The organism is Mesorhizobium sp. M1334, assembly GCF_040317995.1.
GTDB lineage: Bacteria > Pseudomonadota > Alphaproteobacteria > Rhizobiales > Rhizobiaceae > Mesorhizobium.
The window spans coordinates 31,149-52,521 of record NZ_JAMYLM010000005.1; the positions used below are offsets into that span (position 1 = coordinate 31,149).

17 protein-coding genes are annotated in these 21,373 nt (G+C 62.8%); 9 read left to right on the plus strand and 8 right to left on the minus strand.

The window, feature by feature from the left end; all coding sequences use genetic code 11:
• Positions 1-112 precede the first annotated feature (112 nt).
• The 3 genes from prfB to NKH17_RS11600 all read right to left on the minus strand — a co-directional run bounded on the left by prfB (position 113) and on the right by NKH17_RS11600 (position 5,344).
• A protein-coding gene (gene prfB, locus NKH17_RS11590; RefSeq protein WP_352451084.1) for a peptide chain release factor 2 occupies positions 113-1,244 on the minus strand; the annotation gives its coding sequence in 2 pieces (ribosomal slippage) (positions 113-1,177 and positions 1,179-1,244; 1,131 coding nt in all).
• A gap of 166 nt (positions 1,245-1,410) precedes the next feature.
• Positions 1,411-3,867, minus strand: coding sequence for a penicillin-binding protein 1A (locus tag NKH17_RS11595; protein WP_352477460.1), 2,457 nt, complete (start codon positions 3,865-3,867; stop codon positions 1,411-1,413).
• Between the two features lie 214 nt (positions 3,868-4,081).
• Positions 4,082-5,344, minus strand: coding sequence for an N-acetylmuramoyl-L-alanine amidase (locus tag NKH17_RS11600; RefSeq protein WP_352477458.1), 1,263 nt, complete (start codon positions 5,342-5,344; stop codon positions 4,082-4,084).
• 668 nt (positions 5,345-6,012) lie between these two features.
• Between NKH17_RS11600 and NKH17_RS11605 the strand changes: the two genes are divergently transcribed.
• Positions 6,013-9,003, plus strand: coding sequence for an Rne/Rng family ribonuclease (locus NKH17_RS11605; RefSeq protein WP_352970811.1), 2,991 nt, complete (start codon positions 6,013-6,015; stop codon positions 9,001-9,003).
• 95 nt (positions 9,004-9,098) lie between these two features.
• Here NKH17_RS11605 and NKH17_RS11610 read toward each other — a convergent pair whose 3' ends face one another.
• Both NKH17_RS11610 and NKH17_RS11615 read right to left on the minus strand, forming a co-directional pair.
• Positions 9,099-10,064 (minus strand): glutaminase, encoded by a 966-nt coding sequence (locus tag NKH17_RS11610; RefSeq protein WP_254817099.1) that lies wholly within the window; start codon positions 10,062-10,064, stop codon positions 9,099-9,101.
• 11 nt (positions 10,065-10,075) lie between these two features.
• Positions 10,076-11,224, minus strand: a complete 1,149-nt coding sequence (locus NKH17_RS11615) for a pyridoxal phosphate-dependent aminotransferase (RefSeq protein ID WP_352508565.1) — start codon at positions 11,222-11,224, stop codon at positions 10,076-10,078.
• A gap of 145 nt (positions 11,225-11,369) precedes the next feature.
• On the opposite strand from NKH17_RS11615, the gene NKH17_RS11620 reads away from it, so the two are divergent.
• From NKH17_RS11620 to aat, 6 genes are all read left to right on the plus strand, one after another.
• A complete protein-coding gene (locus NKH17_RS11620; protein WP_352896745.1) occupies positions 11,370-12,764 on the plus strand; it encodes a M48 family metalloprotease in 1,395 nt (464 codons plus the stop codon).
• A 70-nt stretch (positions 12,765-12,834) separates the two neighbouring features.
• Entirely contained in the window at positions 12,835-13,638 is an 804-nt protein-coding gene (locus tag NKH17_RS11625; RefSeq protein WP_352896743.1) for a DsbA family protein, read from the plus strand.
• Between the two features lie 164 nt (positions 13,639-13,802).
• Complete coding sequence (gene aroQ / locus NKH17_RS11630; RefSeq protein WP_031211260.1) at positions 13,803-14,237, plus strand: type II 3-dehydroquinate dehydratase; 435 nt, start codon at positions 13,803-13,805, stop codon at positions 14,235-14,237.
• A gap of 26 nt (positions 14,238-14,263) precedes the next feature.
• Complete coding sequence (gene accB, locus NKH17_RS11635) at positions 14,264-14,722, plus strand: acetyl-CoA carboxylase biotin carboxyl carrier protein (protein ID WP_352477448.1); 459 nt, start codon at positions 14,264-14,266, stop codon at positions 14,720-14,722.
• Between the two features lie 19 nt (positions 14,723-14,741).
• The gene (gene accC / locus NKH17_RS11640; protein ID WP_352477446.1) at positions 14,742-16,085 is read left to right on the plus strand and encodes an acetyl-CoA carboxylase biotin carboxylase subunit; all 1,344 of its coding nucleotides are present in this window, start codon (positions 14,742-14,744) and stop codon (positions 16,083-16,085) included.
• Positions 16,086-16,100: 15 nt separating this feature from the next.
• Positions 16,101-16,718: a leucyl/phenylalanyl-tRNA--protein transferase gene (aat, locus tag NKH17_RS11645; RefSeq protein WP_292662502.1), complete on the plus strand. Its 618-nt coding sequence runs from the start codon at positions 16,101-16,103 to the stop codon at positions 16,716-16,718.
• Positions 16,719-16,814: 96 nt separating this feature from the next.
• Here aat and NKH17_RS11650 read toward each other — a convergent pair whose 3' ends face one another.
• From NKH17_RS11650 to NKH17_RS11660, 3 genes are all read right to left on the minus strand, one after another.
• On the minus strand, positions 16,815-17,165 hold the full coding sequence (locus NKH17_RS11650; RefSeq protein WP_352806131.1) for a hypothetical protein: 351 nt from the start codon (positions 17,163-17,165) through the stop codon (positions 16,815-16,817).
• An 88-nt stretch (positions 17,166-17,253) separates the two neighbouring features.
• Positions 17,254-17,736, minus strand: coding sequence for a DUF2155 domain-containing protein (locus NKH17_RS11655; protein ID WP_352739736.1), 483 nt, complete (start codon positions 17,734-17,736; stop codon positions 17,254-17,256).
• A 156-nt stretch (positions 17,737-17,892) separates the two neighbouring features.
• Positions 17,893-18,291 (minus strand): NADH:ubiquinone oxidoreductase subunit NDUFA12, encoded by a 399-nt coding sequence (locus NKH17_RS11660; protein ID WP_254817092.1) that lies wholly within the window; start codon positions 18,289-18,291, stop codon positions 17,893-17,895.
• A 253-nt stretch (positions 18,292-18,544) separates the two neighbouring features.
• Between NKH17_RS11660 and NKH17_RS11665 the strand changes: the two genes are divergently transcribed.
• Together NKH17_RS11665 and NKH17_RS11670 are read left to right on the plus strand one after the other, a co-directional pair.
• A complete protein-coding gene (locus NKH17_RS11665) occupies positions 18,545-19,705 on the plus strand; it encodes a helix-turn-helix transcriptional regulator (RefSeq protein ID WP_352739734.1) in 1,161 nt (386 codons plus the stop codon).
• A 207-nt stretch (positions 19,706-19,912) separates the two neighbouring features.
• A complete protein-coding gene (locus tag NKH17_RS11670) occupies positions 19,913-21,313 on the plus strand; it encodes an ArnT family glycosyltransferase (RefSeq protein WP_352806083.1) in 1,401 nt (466 codons plus the stop codon).
• Positions 21,314-21,373 lie beyond the last annotated feature (60 nt).

A 21,373-nucleotide genomic window follows, 5' to 3' on the forward strand; every position in this document is an offset into this window, starting at 1 on the left:
ACAAAGTTGTAGAACGACAGGTAAGTGCGAATTGAGAGCTCGTCACTCTCGCGCGGTGGCCGTAACGCTCGCGTGATGAACCCACGTTCCTGCCGGATTGGTGCCCGGCGCCTCAGTCGATATCGGCCACCGTTTCGCCGGCGCCACCTTCGATCCGCTGCGACAGCGAGGCTTCCATGAAATCGTCGAGGTCGCCGTCGAGCACGCTCGACGGGCTGGTGCTCTCGACGCCGGTGCGCAGATCTTTCACCAGCTGATAGGGCTGCAGCACGTAGGACCGTATCTGGTGGCCCCAGCCAATATCGCTCTTCGACGCTTCGGTGGCGTTCGCCACCGCTTCGCGCTTCTTCAGCTCTTCCTCGTAAAGCCGGGAGCGCAGCATTTCCCAGGCCTTGGCCTTGTTCTTGTGCTGGGAGCGCTCGGCCTGGCAGGCAACCGCGATGCCGGTGGCGAGATGGGTTATGCGCACCGCCGAATCGGTGGTGTTGACGTGCTGGCCGCCCGATCCCGACGACCGATACGTGTCGATGCGGACGTCGGATTCGGAAACGTCGATGTCGATCGTATCGTCGATGACGGGATAGACCCAGACGCTGGCGAAGGAGGTGTGGCGGCGCGCATTGCTGTCATAGGGCGAAATCCGCACGAGACGATGCACGCCCGATTCCGTCTTCAGCCAGCCATAGGCGTTGTGGCCCTTGATCAGCAGCGTGGCGGACTTGATACCGGCTTCTTCGCCGTCATGCACTTCAAGCACCTCGACCTTGAAGCGGCGCCGCTCGGCCCAGCGCGTATACATGCGCAGAAGCATCGAGGCCCAGTCCTGGCTTTCGGTGCCGCCGGCGCCGGCATGGACTTCCAGATAGCTATCGTTGGCGTCAGCCTCGCCCGACAGCAGCGTTTCGATCTGGCGCGCCTTGGCCTCGCCGCGCATCGAGCGGATCGCCGCTTCGGCCTCCGCGATGACACCCTCGTCGCCCTCTTCCTCGCCAAGCTCGATGAGGCCGATATTGTCTTCCAGGGCCTGGGTGAGGCCTTTGACCGCGGCAATGCCTTCCTCGAGGCCCTGACGCTCGCGCATCAGCTTTTGCGCTTCCAGCGGCTCGTTCCAGAGGCTCGAATCCTCGGCACGGACGTTCAGGTACTCAAGCCGCTTTATGGCTTGGTCCCAGTCAAAGATGCCTCCTCAGCAGGGTGATTGCCTGCCTGATCTCGTCGACAATGTTTTGCGTTTCCGCGCGCATGGCTGGCTGTTATGTCCTGTTGCTGGATGGCGGTTTGGTGGCGCGATACATAGGGACGGCACGGTCTCCTGTAAAGCGCCGGCCCCTTTATGTACCGGCCTCCGTAAAGCGGAATGGACCGGCTCGACCATCATCGTCAAGCCGGTCCGACCCGATGCAGCGATTATCAGTAGAGCCCGCCGCCGCCCGACTGGATGGCCTGGTTGGCCTGCGGCGACAGCGCCCCGCCGGTGGCGTTGGAGCCGTCCGCACCCATGCCGATCACCCAATAGCTGTCGGCGGGACCGGTACCCGGCTTGAAGGCTTCGATGATGGTTCCGGCGTCGCCCGCGTTGGCTCGCATGCCGGTCTTGCGATTGATCGCAATCAGCTTCATGCCTTCCGGAACCTTGAAGTCGACATTGGGCGTGCCGTCCAGCGCCACGCGCATGAAATCCTTGAAGATCGGCGCGGCAAGGCCGCCGCCGGTCGCGCCCTTGCCAAGGCCTTTCGGCTGATCGTAGCCCATATAAAGGCCGACAACGAGGTTCGGCGTATAGCCGATGAACCAGGCATCCTTTTCGTCATTGGTCGTTCCGGTCTTGCCGGCGATGTGACGGCCGAGCTCGTTGATGGTGGCGCCGGTGCCGCGTTGCACGACGCCCTCCATCATCGATGTGATCTGGTAGGCGGTCATCGGATCGAGCACCTGCTCGGAATTGTCGACCAGCTCGGGCTCTGGCTGGTTCTGCCACTCGGCGGCGTTGCAGTTCGAGCAGCCGCGTTCGTCCTGCCTAAAGACGGTCTTGCCGTAGCGGTCCTGGATGCGGTCGATCAGCGACGGCTTGATCGACTTGCCGCCATTGGCCATGATCGAATAGGCCGACACCATGCGCATCACCGTAGTCTCGCCTGATCCCAGCGCCATCGGCAGATACGGCGCCAGATGGTCGTAGACGCCGAAACGCTCGGCATACTCCACGACCAGCTTCATGCCCATGTCGTTGGCAAGCCGCACCGTCATCAGATTGCGCGATTTCTCGATACCGGAGCGCAAGGTCGCCGGGCCGGCAACCGTTCCGTCGTAATTCTTGGGCGTCCAGGTCGTGTTGCCGCTCTGGATGGTGATCGGCCCGTCCATGATCACGGAGGCGGGCGTATAGCCATTGTCGAGGGCGGCCGAATAGACGATCGGCTTGAACGACGATCCGGGCTGGCGCATGGCCTGCGTCGCCCGGTTGAACTCCGACTGCGCGTAGGAGAAACCGCCGACCATGGCCAGGACGCGTCCGGTATGCGGATCCATGGCGATCAGGCCGCCTTCCACTTCGGGAACCTGGCGCAAGCTGTAGCTGTTGTCCGAGCCCTCGTTCTTCTGCACGAAAATCACGTCGCCCGGCTTCAGCACGTCGGCCGGCGACTTCGCCTTGACGGTCCTGCCACCGACGACGTGGCGCATGGCGAAGCTCATGTCTTCCTTGCTGACGGTGCCTTCGACGCGGTCCTTCACGATATCACCGGAGATCTGGCGCGTCGGCTGCAGGCCGATGGACAGGCCGGTGGCAGAGCTGTCGAGCACGACGGCGAGCGACCATTCCGGCACGTCCTCCAATCGCTTGACGTTGCCCAGCGGCACGCCCCAGTCGCCGGAAATGTCAATGCTCGTGACCGGCCCGCGGTAGCCGCGCAACGTGTCGAACTTCATGAGACCGTTCTGCATGGCCTTGCGGGCAATCAGCTGCATCTTCGGATCGAGCGTCGTGCGGACGGAAAGGCCGCCTTCGTAGAGCGCATTCTCGCCATAGCGCGCGATGATCTGGCGACGCACTTCCTCGGTGAAATACTCCCCGGCGAAGAGATAGTTGCCGGTGCGGCGCGGCGTGACGCCGAGCGGCTCGGCCTTGGCCTTCTCGCCTTCTTCATGCGTGACGTAGCCGTTCTCGACCATCTGGTCGATGACCCAGTTGCGGCGCTCCAAGGCGCGATCGGCATGCTTGAAGGGATGGTAGTTGTTCGGCCCCTTTGGCAGGGAGGCGAGATAGGCGGCTTCGGCCACGGTGAGCTCGTTCACCGATTTGTCGAAATAGGTGAGTGCAGCACCGGCGACGCCATAGGCGCCGAAGCCGAAGAAAATTTCGTTGAGATAGAGCTCGAGAATGCGATCCTTCGAATAGGCCTGCTCGATGCGGAAGGCGAGGATCATCTCCTTGATCTTACGCTCGTAGGTCTGATCTGAAGACAACAGGAAGTTTTTCGCCACCTGCTGGGTAATCGTCGAGGCGCCGACCTGGCGCTTTCCCGAGCCAACATTCTGCAGGTTGACGACAATGGCGCGGCCAAGGCCGGTCACGTCGATGCCGGGGTGATTGTAAAAATTCTTGTCCTCGGCCGACAGGAAGGCCGCCTTGACACGATCCGGGATCGCCTGAATCGGCAGATAAAGCCGCCGCTCACGCGCATATTCGGCCATCAGCGCGCCATCCGACGCGTGGATGCGGGTCGTCACCGGCGGCTCGTATTTGGCCAGCACCTCGTAATCGGGCAGGTCCTTCGACAAATGGCCGATATAAATCGCCACGCCCGCCGCGACCAAAAGGGCCAGCGTCGTGCCGATGCCGAAGAAATAGCCAATGAGACGAATCATACCCGCTCCAGTCCTTGGTTCGGGAATTTCCTAAACGAAGCCGCCCTTCACGCAAGCTTTCGGGACGATCCCAAACCGTAATCGCAAAATCCATGTCGCGACCATGTGGGCAAAATACGGCAGCGCGGGATTTCGGTTTCGAATGCCGGAAATAAAAGCACAGGGGTGTTGTCGCCGTGCAACGCTGCTTCAGGTTGTGGCGCCGGTAGGCATTTCAGCCTCCGGCCCCCGTTCCGCTTCTGGCCGAAGCAAACAGGGCAACGGCATTGGTTATGCTCTGGGTCGCCTTGTTGCGCCAATCGGCGCTGAGCAACTGCGCTTCGTCCTTGGCGTTCGACAGATAGCCGAGTTCGACCAGCACGGATGGAACGTCCGGCGCCTTCAGCACCTTGAAGCCGGCAGAACGCTGCGGGTTGTTGATCAGACCGACGCTGGTGGAAAGCTGGCCGACGAGAGTATGGGCGAAGCTCATCGAAAAATTATGCGTCTCGCGGCGGATCAGGTCGATCAGGATATCGGTCACTTCCTTGCTGTCGTCCTTGATCTCCATGCCGGCGAACTGGTCGGAAAGATTTTCACGGTCGGCAAGCGCCTGCGCCTCGGGATCGGAAGCCTTGTCGGACACGGTGTAGACGGTTGCACCGCGAATGCCCTTGAGGCTGATCGTGTCCGCATGGATCGAGATGAGCAGGTCGGCCTCATGCTGGCGGGCAATGCGCACGCGGTCGTCGAGCCGCAGGAACTCGTCCGTTTCGCGCGTCAGGAACACGTCGTATTTGCCGCTGGCGGCGAGCTTGTCGCGCAGTTCCATGGCAAAGGCGAGCGTCACGTTCTTTTCGACCGTACCGTTCAGGCCCTCGGCACCGCCGTCGATGCCGCCATGGCCGGGATCGACGACGACGGTGAAACGATGGCCCGGATTGGAGACCGGCCCGGTACCGACCCTGCCGGCCTTGTCGGCGGAGACCGTCGAGCCGGTCGTCAGCGCCTGATTGGCGAGCGCAGCGTCGAATTCTCGCTGCGACGCCGCCGACATGTCGATGGCGATGCGGTAGCCGTTGCCGTCACCGTTCTTGAGCACGTCGAGGTTGTCAACGGCGAACGGTCCCTTGCCGGTGAGAATCAGCCGCGATTTCCCCTCGCCGAGCTCGCCGTAACGCACTGCGCGGACAAGCCCGCGCGGCTTTACATCCTTGGCATTGAGAGCGAATCTCGTGGCCGGCAGATCGATGACCAGGCGATCGGGGCCGCGCAGCAGGAACCATTTGATGTCGGGCTCGCGGTCGAAATTGATGACGATGCGCATCTTGGTAGCATCGCCGGCCATCTTGTAGCTCGTGGCACCAAGCGGTGCGTCGGCAGCACGCGAAAGCGGCGAAAAGACCAGCCAAGCCAGGATCAGCGACGGCAGCCAGACCGTGCGGAAGAACCAGCCTCCATGATGACGGCCCTTGTCTGCGAAGCCTGCCAGTCCCATCTTTCTACCAGTCGCTCCCGTTTTGGCGTCATGCCCGACCGCTTGTCGAAGGGCCCTGTTGCTTGTCAAAGGGCCGGCAGGCCGCGAACTCGATTAACGATTGGTATCCAGAGAAGGTTAACCAAGCCTTTTCATGGAAGGCTTGGGACCTGTGCTTCCGCAGCGGAACGGCTTTTTGCCGGCATCGGGAATCGGGGTTGCCTTCCAACCCGCCAAATCATAAAAGCGATGGTGGATCACTGCAATCCTGGAACCGTCCTCCTCCGCAGCTTCCTGCTACAGGTCAGACGCAAGACGGCTCCTTTCGCTTCAGGCGAAGAAGGCATCGGTGATCGCGACGATTTTCGCAGGCGTGCTCCCGTGGCGGGGGAATCGCCTGCGTGAGCAAAACGGCCGGGATTGTCCCGTGCCGGCTCTGTATGAGCAAACAAGCTGGTCCGGTTTTTCCCGGGCTTTGGTTCAAAAGGTTCTGCTGGTGACGATGGCTTCAAGCGCAATCATGGAAAGGTCCGCAACAAACCGCGCCACTACGGCTGCGGGCGGCACCGCCATGGCGCTCAGGCAGCGGCCGGCGGACGTTCAATTGTCCGGCACTCATGTTCCAGGTCCACGGCAGCGGGCATTGCCCCGCAAGCTGCGGCCGACGGCTGCCGGGAGGAAACGAAATAATGCCCAACAAAATGCTGATAGACGCCTCCCACCCGGAGGAAACACGCGTTGTCGTCGTTCGCGGTAACCGAATTGAAGAATTCGACTTTGAATCCCAGGACAAGAAGCAGCTCAAAGGAAATATCTATCTCGCCCGCGTAACGCGCGTCGAACCTTCCCTCCAGGCAGCCTTTGTCGAATATGGCGGCAACCGTCACGGTTTCCTCGCCTTCAGTGAAATACATCCCGACTACTACCAGATTCCGGTCGCCGACCGTCAGGCGCTGCTGCGTGCGGAAGCACAGGAAGCCCAGGACGAAGAGGACGAGGAAGCCGCCGAAGGCGAGGACCGCCAGAGCCGCGACCGTGGCAAGCGCGGACGCCGGCGCGGCGGCAAGAGCCGTGACCGCGGCGAGCACAGGCACGAGGCAGGCGCGTCCGACGGTGAGAGTGGCGAGAACGGCGAAGGTGCCGTCGCAGAAAAGCTGGATGCCGCTACCGACAATGGCGAAACCATGTCCGACGTTGCTGGACAGAGCGAGGGTGCCGCCGGACAGAGCGATGAAGTCGCCGATCGCGGCGAGACCGAGCCGTCCGAAGGCGGTTCCAGTTCCATCGCTGCCAGCGTCGATGCCGACGTAATCTCGGAAGCCGTCCCGCAAGTCGAGACAAGCGAAGCCGAGACGGGCGGGGCCGAGACAAGCGGCGAGGCAACCTCCGAGGACAATGATCGCGGCATGCTGGAAGAGGTGCAATCCTCGCATTCGGACGATCACGAGGTCGAATCGGTCGGTGCCGAAGACGCGCTGGAAGAAGTGCGCAACCGCCGCAAGCCGGTGCGCCGCCAGTACAAGATCCAGGAAGTGATCAAGCGCCGGCAGATCCTGCTGGTGCAGGTCGTCAAGGAAGAGCGCGGCAACAAGGGCGCGGCGCTGACCACCTATCTGTCGCTGGCCGGCCGCTATTCGGTGCTGATGCCGAACACGGCGCGCGGCGGCGGCATTTCGCGCAAGATCACCAATGCGCAGGACCGCAAGCGGCTGAAGGAAGTGGTCGCCGATCTCGAAGTGCCGCAGGGCATGGGTGTCATCCTGCGTACGGCCGGCGAAAGCCGCACCAAGGCAGAGATCAAGCGCGACTACGAATATTTGATGCGGCTTTGGGAAAACGTCCGCAATCTGACGCTGCAATCCACGGCCCCTGCCCTGGTTTACGAGGAAGGCAGCCTGATCAAGCGCTCGGTGCGCGACCTTTACAACAAGGATATCGACGAGATCCTGGTTTCCGGCGAAGAAGGCTACCGCGAGGCCAAGGACTTCATGCGCATGCTGATGCCGAGCCACGCCAAGGTGGTTCAGCCGTTCCGCGACACGACGCCGATCTTTGTGCGCAACGGCATCGAAGCGCAGCTCGACCGCATGCTGCAGCCGCAGGTGACGCTGAAGAGCGGCGGCTACATCATCATCAACCAGACGGAAGCGCTGGTCGCCATCGACGTCAATTCGGGCCGTTCCACCAAGGAGCACTCGATCGAGGACACCGCACTTCACACCAATCTGGAAGCTGCCGAGGAAGTCGCCCGGCAATTGAGGCTGCGCGATCTCGCCGGCCTCATCGTCATCGACTTCATCGACATGGAGGAGAACCGCAACAACCGCTCCGTCGAGAAGCGGCTGAAGGATCACCTCAAGAACGATCGTGCCCGCATCCAGGTCGGCCGCATCTCGCATTTCGGCCTGATGGAGATGTCGCGCCAGCGCATCCGTGCCAGCGTGCTGGAATCGACGATGAAGCCTTGCCCGCATTGCGGCGGCACCGGCCATGTGCGCTCCGATTCATCGGTCGCGCTGATGGTGGTGCGGGCAATCGAGGAATTCCTGCTCAAGGATTCGCGCAGCCACATCACGGTGCGGACGCCGGCAGCGACCGCACTCTATGTGCTCAATCACAAGCGCGGCACGCTGGTGGAATTCGAGCACCGCTTCGGTGTCACCATCACCATCGAAGCCGATGATACGGTCGGTGCACAACACTATGCCATCTTCCGCGGTGCGCTGGCCGAAAAGCCGGAAGGCTTCGTCGAGGCGCGCACCTTCCCGGCCTATGTCGAGCCGGAAGAACCCGAGGAGGAGATCGTCATCGAGGAGGAAGACGAGGCACCGGTGCAGGCCGAGCAGCCACGCCTTGCGCAGCAGCCGCAGCAGCCAAGGTCCGGCGAGGACGGCGAAGGCCGCGATCGCAAGCGCCGCAAGCGCCGCAGACGGCGGGGCGGCAAGGATCGTGAACACGGGGATCGTGAACACGGGGATCGTGACCACCGGGACCGCGAACATGGCGCTGCTGTGGAAGGTGCTTCCGTTTCGGCGCCGACAGACGATGCGTTGGTAGCCGCCGGCGACCAAGGCGCCGAAGCGGGCCGTGAAGCGCCGGCCGGTGTTGCCGAAACGGCGGAAGCGGCGGACGACGGTCACGGCAAGAAGCGCCGGCGCGGCAAGCGCGGCGGCAAGCGCAATCGCCGTGAAGACGGCGAGGACAGCGTCGAAGCCAGCGCCGGCGAGCCAGCCGCCATGACGGAAGGTGCCGTGTCGGAAGCAGAGCCCGTGACCGGCGAACCGGAAGGTGCCCCGCCGGCCGAAGAGCTTGCGGTGCTTGCTCCGGCGAACGACGACATGCCGAGCGCCGAAAAGCCGAAGAAGCCGCGCCGCGCCGCCAAGCCGAAGAAGGTTGCGGCGGAAGCAGTTGCCGAGATTGCGGGCGCCGAGACATCGGCTGCCGAGGCCGCCTCAGTGGCTTCCGGCGAGACCCCCGCGCCGGTGTCGCCGGAGACCGAAGTGGCGGCTGCCGAGGAAACGCCGAAGGTCCGGCCGTCGCGGCGCAAGCCCGTACCGGTGGATGCTCCGGTCGTCCCGGTCGTCTCCTCGATCGTTCCCGACGAGGCAAAGACCGAGGAAGCAAAGGCCGAAGACAAGCCAAAGCGTGCCGGCTGGTGGCAGCGGAAGGGTTTTTTCTAAGCCTTTCCGTGCATTAGCCAGACTTTCTGATTAGAAAAGTCCCGCGTCGCCGATCGGCTGCGCGGGATTTTTTGCCCCAATTGCAGGCGACGACACTATGGTGCGAAGATCGACCAGTTCATTATCTTCGCCAGTTTTTCCAGCGCGATCGAGCCCAGCCTGGAATTGCCGTTGGCATTGAGGCCAGGCGACCAGACGGCAAGCGAGGCGACGCCCGGCACGATTCCCAATATACCGCCGCCAACGCCGCTCTTGCCGGGAATGCCGACGCGGAAAGCGAAGTCGCCGGAGCCGTCATAGTGGCCGCAGGTCAGCATCATCGCGCCGATGCGGCGCGCGCGCTCTGCCGAGACGACGGAATGCCCGGTCGCCGGGTTCTTGCCGCCATTGGCGAGGAAGCGGCCGGCCAGGGCCAGTTGCCGGCAGCTCATGGCGATAGCGCAATGGTGAAAGTAAACGCCCAGCGCCAGTTCCGGCGCATGGTGGAGATTGCCGAACGATTTCATGTAATTGGCAAGCGCGAAATTGCGAAAGCCAGTGGCGCGTTCGGACGCCGCGACCTCACGGTCGACGATGATCGTGTCGTCATCGGCCAGGAACTGGATAAAGCGCAGGATCTCGCCGATCGCCTCGCGCGGCTGATGGCCGGCAAGCAGGATGTCTGAGACCACGATGGCGCCGGCATTGATGAATGGATTGCGCGGAATGCCGTTCTCGTGCTCGAGCTGGACGATCGAGTTGAACGGATTGCCCGAAGGTTCGCGCCCAACCCGCTGCCACAGCGCGTCGCCGACATTGCCGAGCGCCAGCGTCAGCGTGAACACCTTTGAGATGCTCTGGATTGAAAACGCCTCGTCGGCGTCACCCGCGGTCAGCACGCGGCCGTCATTGGTCACCGCGGCGATGCCGAATTTTTTCGGATCGATCTTGCCGAGCTGGGGAATATAGCTGGCGACGTCGCCGCGATCGGTACGCTCCGCCATTTCGGTGGCGACCTCGCGCAAGGCCTGTTCAAGCTGGGGCGCCTGTTCAAGTTGAGACGCCTGTTCAAGCTCCGGCATCGTCGCCCCCGCTACTTCAGCCAGCGTTCGATGCGCGCCATCGCCTCGACCATGTCGTCGTGGCTACCGGCGTAGGAAAAGCGCATCGTGCGATGGCCCTGCAGCGGATCGAAATCGCGGCCGGGCGTCGCTGCCACATGCGCCTCGGCCAGCATCCGGCGCGCAAACGCCATGCTGTCATTGGTGTGCCTGGTGACGTCGCAGAAGGCGTAGAACGCGCCGTCCATGGGCGCGGCCAAAGCAAAGCCGAGCTCCGGCAGGCGTTGCATCAGGAGCTCGCGGTTCCAGGCATAGCGCGCCTTCACCGCTTCCAGCTCTGGCGTCGCCTTGAACGCCTCGATCGCGGCAATCTGGGACAGCTCGGGCGGCGAGATATAGAGGCTCTGGGCGATGCGCTCGACCGGCCGCACCAGCTCCTGCGGCAGCACCATCCAGCCGATGCGCCAGCCGGTCATGCAATAATATTTCGAGAAGGAATTGATCACCGTCACATCCGCGCCGAAAGAAAGCGCGGTCGTGTCGGGCGCCGCATAGGCCAGCCGGTGATAGATTTCGTCCGAGATTACGGCGATGCCGAGCTCTTGCGCCGTCTTGACCAGCGCCTCGAGATCGCCGGCGGGAATGACCGCGCCGGTCGGGTTGGCCGGGCTGGCGAACAGCACGCCCTTCAGAGGTTTTTCGCGATGCGCGGCTTGCAGGTGCTCGGCATGGAGATAGGCGGCGCCGTCCAACTCGATCTCGGCGATGTCGATGCCGAGCGCGGCCATGATGTTGCGATAGGCCGGATAGCCGGGGGCGGCGATGGCGACGCGATCGCCTGGATCGAACATCGCCAGAAAAGCAAGGTTGAAGGCAGCCGACGATCCGGTGGTGACGGCTATCCGCTCGGGCGAAACGTCAAGCCCGTAATGCTCGCCATAGTGCGCCGCGATCGCCTTGCGCAGACCGGCGAGGCCCAGCGCGTCGGTATAGCCGATGCGGCCTGCTTTCAAGGCATTGGCCGCCGCTTCGCGAACCCCGGCTGGCGCCGGATCGGAAGGCTGGCCGACGGCCATGGATACGACTGGCAGGCCCTTGGCTTTCAGCCGATTCGCCTCGGCCAGGATGTCCATGGCGTGGAACGGTTCGACCGCGCCGCGGCGCGAAAGCGAAACAACCATTTTTCAATCCACCACACTTGTCCGCGCGTGCCGGCCATGCTGGCCGCGCCGCACAAATGCCCGATTGGTGTGGGGATCACAAGTTCGGTAAGTTTAGGCTGCCGACTTTTCATCCTTCGCCCACTCGTCTACCAGTGGACCTGCCATGTTGAGCCGACCCAAATCGACGATCGCCAGGACAGCGCGCGCCTTCGCGACGCTTGCGCTTGCCGTGGTGGTCGCCATGGCCGGCTCGGTCGATGCGTTTGCGCAGAATGTGCCGGTGGTGCGCGATGCCGAGATCGAGGCGCTGGTACGCGACTACGCGCGGCCGATCTTCAAGGCGGCCGGCTTGTCGGGCGACGCCATCAACATCGTGCTGGTCAACGACCAGAGCTTCAACGCCTTTGTTGCCGGCCGCCGCATGTTCATCAACACCGGCGCGCTGATGACGGCCGAAACGCCCAACGAGATCATCGGCGTCATCGCCCACGAGGCCGGCCATATCGCCGGCGGGCATCAGCAGAAACTGCGCGAGCAGCTCGAGCGTGCCAAGACGATGGCGATACTGGCGACGCTGCTTGGCGCCGGCGCCATGGTTGCCGGCGCCACCAGCAACAGCCGCGGCCTCGCTGGGGCCGGCATGGGCGTGATGGCCGGCGGCGGCGAGATGGCGCAACGCAGTATCCTAGCCTATCAGCGCACCGAAGAGATGACCGCCGACCGTTCGGCAATCGCTTATCTGAATGCAACCGGCCAGTCCGGCATGGGCATGCTGAAGACGTTCGGCCGTTTCCAGAACGCATTGTCGCTCTCGGGCGCGCAAGTCGATCCCTATCGCATCAGCCATCCGATGCCGCAGGAGCGTATCGCCAATCTCGAAGTGCTGGTGAAGCAGAGCCCTTACGTCGACAAGGTCGACCCGCCGGCACTGCAGCAGCGCCATGATATGATGCGCATCAAGATCGCCGCCTACATGCAAGGCCAGGCGGCGGCGTCACGATTGATGCGCAAGAACCCCGGCAGCATCGCCTCGCGCTATGGCGACGCGCAGATGACCTATCTTTTCGGCAATCTTGCTTCGGCGCTCACCAAGACCAACGCGTTGATCAAGGAACAGCCGAAAAACCCGTATTTCCAGGAATTACGCGGCGACATCCTGATGAAGGCGAACCGGCCGAAGGATGCTGCCGACGCCTATGCCAAGGCGGTCAGCCTCGATCCGGCGCGATCCGGGCTGCTGCCGGTCTCTTACGGCCAGGCGCTGATGGCCATCGGCACGGAGGATTCGCTGAAGAAGGCGGTGGCGCAGATCAACACCGGCCTCGGACGGGATCGCGAAAACGCCGACGGATACCGCTATCTGGCACAGGCTTACGGGGAACTCGGCAACATCCCGGCCGCCGAGCTTGCAACCGCCGAAGGGCATTTCTATTCCGGCGACTACAAGAATGCGAAGATCTTCGCCATGCGGGCGCAGCAGAGTATGAAGCGGGGCGAGCCGGGCTGGCTTCGCGCGCAGGACATTATAAACTACGCACCATCAGGTAAGAAGAAGTGAACCTTTCGGACGCAGGCTGCGACACAGCCAAAGCGAGCGGACCGGAACACGGGCAAGAGGATCGAGGATCATGACCAAGGCAATTCTGCTGGGCACTGCCGGAGTGGCAGCGGCTCTCGCCATGCTGGCGTTCGGCTTCGTCGCCGGCAATCCGCAGATGGCGAAGGCCGGCACGGCGCAGCTTGCCCAGACGGCGTCCTCGGGTACCAAGCTCGACCGCACCGAAGTCGAAGGCATCGTCCGCGACTATCTCCTGAAGAACCCGGAAGTGCTTCTGGAGGCACAGCAGGCACTCGAGGCCAAGCAGAAGGAAGAACAGCGCGTCGCCAGTCTCGGCGTCATCAAAGACGCCAAGGACCAGATCTTCAATTCCTCCTTTGACGGCGTTGTCGGCAATCCCAACGGCAAGGTCACCATCGTCGAATTCTATGATTATAATTGCGGCTACTGCAAACGCGCCATCGACGACATGCGCGCGCTGACCAAGGCCGATCCGGACCTGCGCTTCGTGCTGAAGGAATTCCCGATCCTCGGCCCGGATTCGCAGAAGGCGAGCGTCGTCTCGATGGCCTTCCACTTGCTGAAGCCGGAGAAATACGGCGAATTCCACAACGCGCTGCTCGGCGGCCAAGGACGCGCCACCGAGGCGGCGGCAATCAAGGTGGCGCTGTCGCTCGGCGCCGACGAGACGGCGCTACGCGAAAAGATGAAGGACCCGAGCATCACCGAGGCCTTCTCCAAGACCTATGATCTCGCCACCAAGCTCGCAATCACCGGAACGCCGTCCTACGTGGTCGGCAACGAGGTTGTGTTCGGCGCGCTTGGCCAGGAAGTGCTGGCCGAAAAGATCGAGGCGGCGAAGGCGGCGCTCTGATTAGCGTTCGGGTTTCGATTAGGGCTGCGGGTTTCCGGCGCGGGCCGTTTTCCGGCTGTTGTGGACGGCGAAAGAACGCACTTGCGCTCTTTTCGCCAGCGTCTATGCCCATTATAGAGGGTCCGGCGCGCCGGCTTAGCCGCGCCGGGAAAGGTCGGCATTTTTTGAAAACGGTTTTCGTCCTGAACGGCCCCAATCTCAACGCGCTCGGCAAGCGCGAGCCGGGTATCTATGGCGGCAAGACGCTTGCCGCGATCGCCGACGACTGCAAGCAGGCAGGTGCCGCACTTGGGCTGGAGATCGATTTCCGCCAGTCGAACCATGAGGGCGACCTCGTCGACTGGATCCAGGAGGCCGCCGACAAGGCCGCCGCAATCGTCATCAATCCGGGCGCCTACGGCCATACCTCGATCGCCATTCATGATGCCATCCGCGCCGTCGCGCCGCTGCCGGTGGCTGAGGTGCATCTCTCCAACATCCACGCGCGGGAACCATTCCGCCACGTCTCCATGGTCGCGCCGGTCGCCGTCGGCATGATCTGCGGGTTCGGGCCGCTCGGCTACACGCTGGCGCTGCAGGCGCTGGCTGCACGCCTATGACCGGCCAACAAACAGAAGGCTCGAAAATGTCGATAAAGAAGAACGGTGTTGACCAGCAGCTGATCCGCGATCTGGCGGGCATACTGAACGACACCAACCTGACCGAGATCGAGGTCGAGCTGGGCGATCTGAAGGTGCGCGTCTCGCGGCAGGCGCCGGCCGTCCATGCCGTCGCCGCAGCGCAGCCGGCCCACGCGCCGGCAGCCGCGCAGCCCGCGGCAGCCGCCGTGCCGGCGGCGCCCGATGTGTCGAAGAACGCCGTCGCCTCCCCGATGGTCGGCACAGCCTATCTGGCGCCGTCGCCCGACGCCAAGGCATTCATCGAGGTCGGACAGAAGGTCAAGGAAGGCCAGACGCTGCTGATCATCGAGGCGATGAAGACGATGAACCAGATCCCCTCGCCGCGCGCCGGCACGGTGACGGCGATCCTGTTCGAAGATGCGCAGCCGGTCGAATATGGCATGCCGCTTGTCGTGATCGAGTAGAGCCGGGAACAGGCGAAAGATGTTCCAGAAAATCCTCATCGCCAATCGCGGCGAAATCGCCCTCAGGGTGCTGCGCGCCTGCAAGGAGCTCGGCATCCAGACGGTGGTGGTGCATTCGACCGCCGACGCCGACGCCATGCATGTGCGTCTCGCCGACGAGAGCGTCTGCATCGGCCCGCCGCCGTCGCGCGACAGCTATCTCAACATCCACCAGATCGTCGCCGCCTGCGAGATCACCGGCGCCGACGCAGTGCATCCCGGCTACGGTTTTCTGTCGGAGAACGCCAAGTTCGCCGACATCCTCGCCGCGCACAACATCACCTTCATCGGCCCGACCGGCGACCATATCCGCATTATGGGTGACAAGATCGAGGCCAAGCGCACGGCAAAGCGCCTCGGCATCCCCGTGGTGCCCGGCTCCGACGGCGCGGTCACCGAGGACAAGGAAGCCAAGCGCATTGCCGCCGCGATCGGCTACCCCGTGATCATCAAGGCGTCGGCTGGCGGCGGCGGGCGCGGCATGAAAGTGGCGCATAGCGAGGCCGACCTCGAGGTGGCGCTGCAGACGGCACGCTCGGAGGCGGGTGCGGCCTTCGGCGACGACGCCGTCTACATCGAGAAATATCTGCAGAAGCCGCGCCATATCGAAGTGCAGGTGTTCGGCGATGGCGCCGGGCGCGGCGTGCATTTCGGCGAGCGCGACTGCTCGCTGCAGCGCCGCCACCAGAAGGTCTGGGAAGAAGCGCCCTCGCCGGCGCTCAATGCCGAGGAGCGCGCGCATATTGGCGGCGTCTGCGCCAGGGCGATCGCCGATCTCGGCTATTCCGGCGCCGGCACCATCGAATTCCTCTATGAGGACGGCGAGTTCTATTTCATCGAGATGAACACGCGCCTGCAGGTCGAACATCCGGTGACCGAGGCGATCACCGGCATCGATCTCGTGCACGAGCAGATCCGCGTCGCCTCGGGCGGCGGGCTTTCGGTGCGCCAAGAGGATATCCGCTTCCACGGCCATGCCATCGAATGCCGCATCAACGCCGAGGATCCGCGCACCTTCACCCCCTCGCCGGGCACCATCACCCACTTTCACACGCCGGGCGGCCTCGGTATCCGCGTCGATTCCGGCGTCTATTCGGGCTACAAGATCCCGCCCTACTACGACAGCCTGATCGGCAAGCTGATCGTGCACGGCCGCAACCGCGTCGAATGCATGATGCGGCTGCGGCGCGCGCTCGACGAATTCGTCGTCGACGGCATCAAAACGACGCTGCCGCTGTTTCGCGACCTCGTTGGCAACGCCGACATCGCCAATGGCGACTACGATATCCACTGGCTTGAAAAATACCTGGCCGAAGGCGAGTGATACAGGGGCGAAGCGATGACCCGTCCCTACGCACCCGGTTATCGCATCCCGACCGACCTTTTGCTCAAAGCCTATGCCTCCGGCGTCTTCCCGATGGCCGAAAGCGCCAATGACCCCGAAGTATTCTGGGTGCGGCCCGAGACGCGCGGCATCATTCCGCTCGACGGGTTCCACATACCGAAAAGCCTGAGAAAGACGATCCGCAAGAACCTGTTCGAGTTCCGTATCGATTTCGACTTCGAGGCGACGATCGAGGCCTGCGCCGAAAGGCGCGAGGAACGTCGGTCGACCTGGATCAACGCGCCGATCCGCGAAGCCTATATCGAGCTGCATCGGATGGGCCATTGCCATTCGGTCGAGGCCTGGCACGACGACCGGTTGGTCGGCGGGCTCTACGGCGTATCGCTCGGCCGCGTGTTTTTCGGCGAGAGCATGTTCGCTAGGGAGACCGACGCGTCAAAGGCCTGCCTGGTTCACCTCGTCGAACGCCTGAAGGCGCGCGGCTTTGCACTGCTCGACACGCAGTTCACCACCGAGCATCTCAAACGCTTCGGCGCAATCGACGTGCCGCGCGGCAAGTACGAGAAGATGCTGGCCGAGGCGCTGAAGGGCGAGGCGGTGTTTTTTCCATAACCTGGAGAATGGTTCATCGTTTTTCACAGAATTCCGGACGGAAACCGTTCACTTTTCGTGGAATTGCTCTAGCGGCCAGTCAGCTTTTTGCTGCCGTCACAGCGGCGTCTGTGCGTGGAACATCATCTTCCAGCCATTGACGCGGTGGACATAGCCAGTGCTGACCAGCGCCGCATAGGCTTCGCCATTTTGCCGGGTCGCACGCGCCTCGTAGGTCAGCATGACGATGTCGCTGCCCGGCTCGATGATGCCCTTGAGGTCGATGTCGAGATCGCGCCAGCGGTTCCGGTCCGTGGCGGTTTCGGCCAGATCGGAATTGCTCATCACCCGCGCCATCTGCGGGAAGGCCACCAGGCATTCGGTATCGGCATTGGCCTTGAAGTAGTCGGCGTCGCCGCTCCAGAATCCCCTTTCGATGTCGAGAAGTTCGTTCTTGTTGGCCATCATCATGGCAACCTCCTCCGTAGAGAGGCACCAACGCTCGGGCAACGCGGCGGTTCCGCGGGGCGCGGTATCCGCCGCGCGCTGACAGATTCTAGTTGGTTTTGGGGGCGGCGGGTGCCGGCACGTCGGACTTCTGCTTGCAGCCCTTCAGCCAGATATCATAGACGGCATGCTCGACGGCGTTGATCCCGGGGCTTTCGGCAAACATCCAGCCGGTGAAGATACGGCGTATCTTCCGGTCGAGCGTGATCTCGTCGACCTCGACGAACGAATCCGTCTTCGGCTCTTCGTTTTCGGGCCGCGAATAGCAGATGCGCGGCGTCACCTGCAAAGCGCCGAACTGCACCGTCTCGTCGATATAGACATCGAAGGTGATGATCCGGCCGGTGATCTTGTCGATGCCGGCGAATTCAGCGACGGGATTGGTGAGGCGTTCGGATACTGCCGGTGCTGCAGGCGCTACCGACGCGTCCGGCGCAGGCGGCGCCAATTCCTGCGCAGCGGCAAGCGCCACCATGGAAGCGAGAACGACCGCGGTTAATCCGCCCGTCAAAATTCGGCTGAACATGCTCATGCAAGGTCCGGTGATTTGCGCCCGGGTGATTCTCTTAACGCCAAGGCTAGTTGCTGCTGTCGGATCAGCAAACAGCTAAACAGTAATTGTGGCGACAAAGGACCGCCCGCGTGGGGACCGCCTCCGTGGGGGACCGCGGGCTGTCGCGGCGATCGATCACGAACCGGGCGTCCAGGCGTCGTAGTCGCCCGTCACCTGCGGACGATGCCGGTTGGTCAGCACCGACCCCTTCGGCCGATAGGCTGCGGGGCTGCCGGTGAGGTTCGGCACATGCGGCTTTTGCCAGTCGCGTGGCTTGTAGTCTTCGCTTGGCGGCGGAACGTCTACACGGTGATGGATCCAGCCATGCCAGCCGGGCGGAATCGCCGAGGCTTCCGAATAGTCGCGGTAGATGACCCAGCGGCGGGTGCGGCCTTCCGAATCGACGCCGCCCTCATAGTAGACGTTGCCGACCTCGTCCTGCCCGACCTTCTTGCCATGCCGCCAGGTGTGAAAGCGCGTTCCCAATGTCTGGCTGTTCCACCAGGTGAAAAACTGCAGAAGGAAAGTCTTCATCCAAATCCTCGTGGCAAGTCCTTGTGGCAAGTCCTCGCGGCGGCTGCGGCGCCTGTACCTGCTTATGGCGTCACGGCATTGCGAAGGCAAGGGTCTTGCCGCAACCGGCGAGCAAATGGCTGACGGAAAAGCGATACGTTCATGCTATTTTCGCGGCCGTCCGAAGCAGATGAAATAAGTTGTTGGCAACCTTACGCAGCGTTATTCTAACAGTTGATGCTTCGTTGCCTAGGACGGCAAATGAGAGGGGTTTATGTCATCGCTGGCGGGCACGGCCGGTCGCGCATTGCCGCAGGTCGTTGAGGCGATCTACGATTCGATTGCCGACGTCGACCGCTGGCAGGCGACACTCGAGGCCATCTGCAATCTGGCGGAAGGCCGGCTTGCCATGCTCGCCGTCATCGACACGATCAGCAGCTCTGCGCGGTTTTCGGTGTCCTGCGGCGATCCCGCAGTTCTTGAGCCGTTGAAGCATGACTACGGCTCGCAAGTACCGTTCTATGCGGCGGTTCCCAAGATGGAGATCGACGTGCCCTTCACCGTCGATTCGATCTACGCCCTGCAAGGCCCGGATACACGACAGAGATGGCTCGAAAGCCGCATCGTGCGCGAATGGGTACAACCCAACCGGCTGGACGATTTCTTCTGGGTGGCGTTGATGAAGCGGCCGACCCGGATCGGTACGCTAATGGTGGTGACCGACAAGGACAGACGCCAGATTTCCCGCGAGGATCTCGAGCTTGTCTGCCTGCTGGCGCCGCATGTGCGGCGCGCAGTGACCATCGGCGACCTGTTCGAGGCCGAGCGGCGCAAGGCCGAAATCTTCCGCTCCATCATCGAAAGCCTCGACCATCCGGTACTGATCGTCGCCGAAGACATGACCATCATCTTCGCCAACCCGTCAGCCGAAGCGCTGCTCGCCGAAAACATTTCGGTCGCTTGCGTGCGCGGACAGCTGTCCTTCACCTATGCCAACGCCAACGCCGCGATCGGCCGTGCCGTCCAGCTCGGCACGCGCGACGAATTCGCACTCGGACCTTGCGGCATCAACATTCCCCTGGCCAAGACGGCCGTTCCGGCGGTGGCCCATGTTATGCCGCTGGCGCGGCGTGAAATCTCGGCGCGCATCTCGCAGCGCGCCGCCGCAGCGATCTTCATCGCCGCGGCCGGTTCGACACCGACCCCGGCGCTGGACGCCATTGCGGCGCTGTTCGGACTGACCGCGGCAGAAAGGCGAGTCGCCGGTCACGTTGCCGCCGGCCTGACGCGAAAGGAAATCGCCGCGGCCGGCGGCGTCTCGGACGGCACCGTCAAGTCGCAGTTGGCGACGATCTTCGACAAGACCGGCACCGGCGATCAGCGCGAGCTCGAACTCTTGATGCGCGAATTGTCACCGCCGTTGCGCTCCAGTTGATTTGCGCAGATTCTCGAACCGGCGGTGGTCCAAAGGACTCGGTCGGTAAGTTTTTCAAACCTTTGACACCATCGTCGGCAAAATCTGGGAAACGAAACCCGGCATCGTTGCAATTCGGCCAAAATCGTGGTGCGGTCGTTCGCGGTCCAGAAACGCGGCACTCTGCTCGGCTGGAAAGAAAATGGTTTCTGGCGCGGATCTCAATCTTTGACACCGACATCTACAGAGCGGCTGCTCCCCTACCTCTTTTTGCTTGGGCTGATCGTAATCGCAGTCGCTTTCCGGCCTCTGCTGCCCGTCGACGAAACGCGATATCTCAGCGTCACCTGGGAAATGTATCTGAGCGGACAGATCTTCGTCCCGACGATGAATTTCGCGCCCTATCTGCAGAAGCCGCCTCTGCTGTTTTGGCTTATCGACCTTGTCTGGAAGATTTTCGGCGCCAGCCGGCCGGCCGCGATGCTGGTCATCTTCGCCGCCTCCTCGCTCGTCATCTGGCTGACGACGGCTTTGGCAAAGACCCTGTTTCCGGGCCGCGACGACATAGCACGGCGCATCCCCTGGCTGGTTGCCGGAAGCTGCGTGTTCGTCATCTATTCGACGCTGATCCTATTCGACCTGTTGCTGACGGTGTTTGTGCTCGCCGCGCTGTTGTCGTTGATTGCCTTTGCCCGGAGCGGCAATCGCTGGCAGGCCGTTCTGGCCGGGCTGTTTATCGGCATGGGCGTGCTGACGAAAGGCCCAGTGGTGCTGATCCATATCGGCGCGCCCATCCTGTTCTACCCGTTCTGGCGCGACCGACGGGCGGGACTGACGACACCGAACTTCCTCGCTGGAGTGGGCCTGGCGGTGCTTGCCGCGCTGATTCCGGTGGCGATCTGGCTGGTGCCGGCGACGATCCTGACAAAGGGCAGTTTCGTCTATGATCTGGTCTGGAACCAATCGGCGGGGCGTGTCACCGGCAATTTGCGCAATTCGCACGGCCGGCCGTTCTATTTCTATCTGCTGCTGCTGCCGGTCATGTTCATACCGTGGATCTTCATGCCCGAGGTCTGGCGGTTGAAGCTGCGCACGCGGATACGCAGCCTGATCGAGACGAAGTCGCCGGATCTGCGCGCCTTGCGCCTGCTGTCGTTCTCGTTCGTTGCCGTGTTGCTGGCGTTCAGCGCGATATCCGGCAAGCAGCCTCACTATGTCGTGCCGATGTTGCCGTTCGTGACCATCCTGTTCGGCTATTTCATGGCGGAGATCCCGCTCGCCAGGCTGAAAAGCTCGGCCGTCGTCATGCTTGTCATTTTCGGCATCGGCCACGCGGTGGCATCGGCAACCGCGTTCAAACGCTATGACCTGACGCCGCTCGCCAACTTCATCGACGAGCGAAAGGATGCGGACTGGGCCGTGGCTTTCGACTATCAAGGCGAAGTCGGCTTCCTGGCCGGGTTGCAAAGGCCGTTCGAAAGCACCGACAAACCGGAAGAATGGCTTGGCTCGCATCCCAGCGGCTATGTCATCGACAAGGTTTCCAAGGATCCCGGCACTGCAGGGCAAATCGCGTTCCGGCTTCGCGTCGAACGCGGCTATCTCGTCGTGCTGAAGGGACAGCATTGACGATCGTCACCGGTATGCGAGTTCGTCCCCCGCGCGGGAGATGAAGGCGTTGCTGCTTCG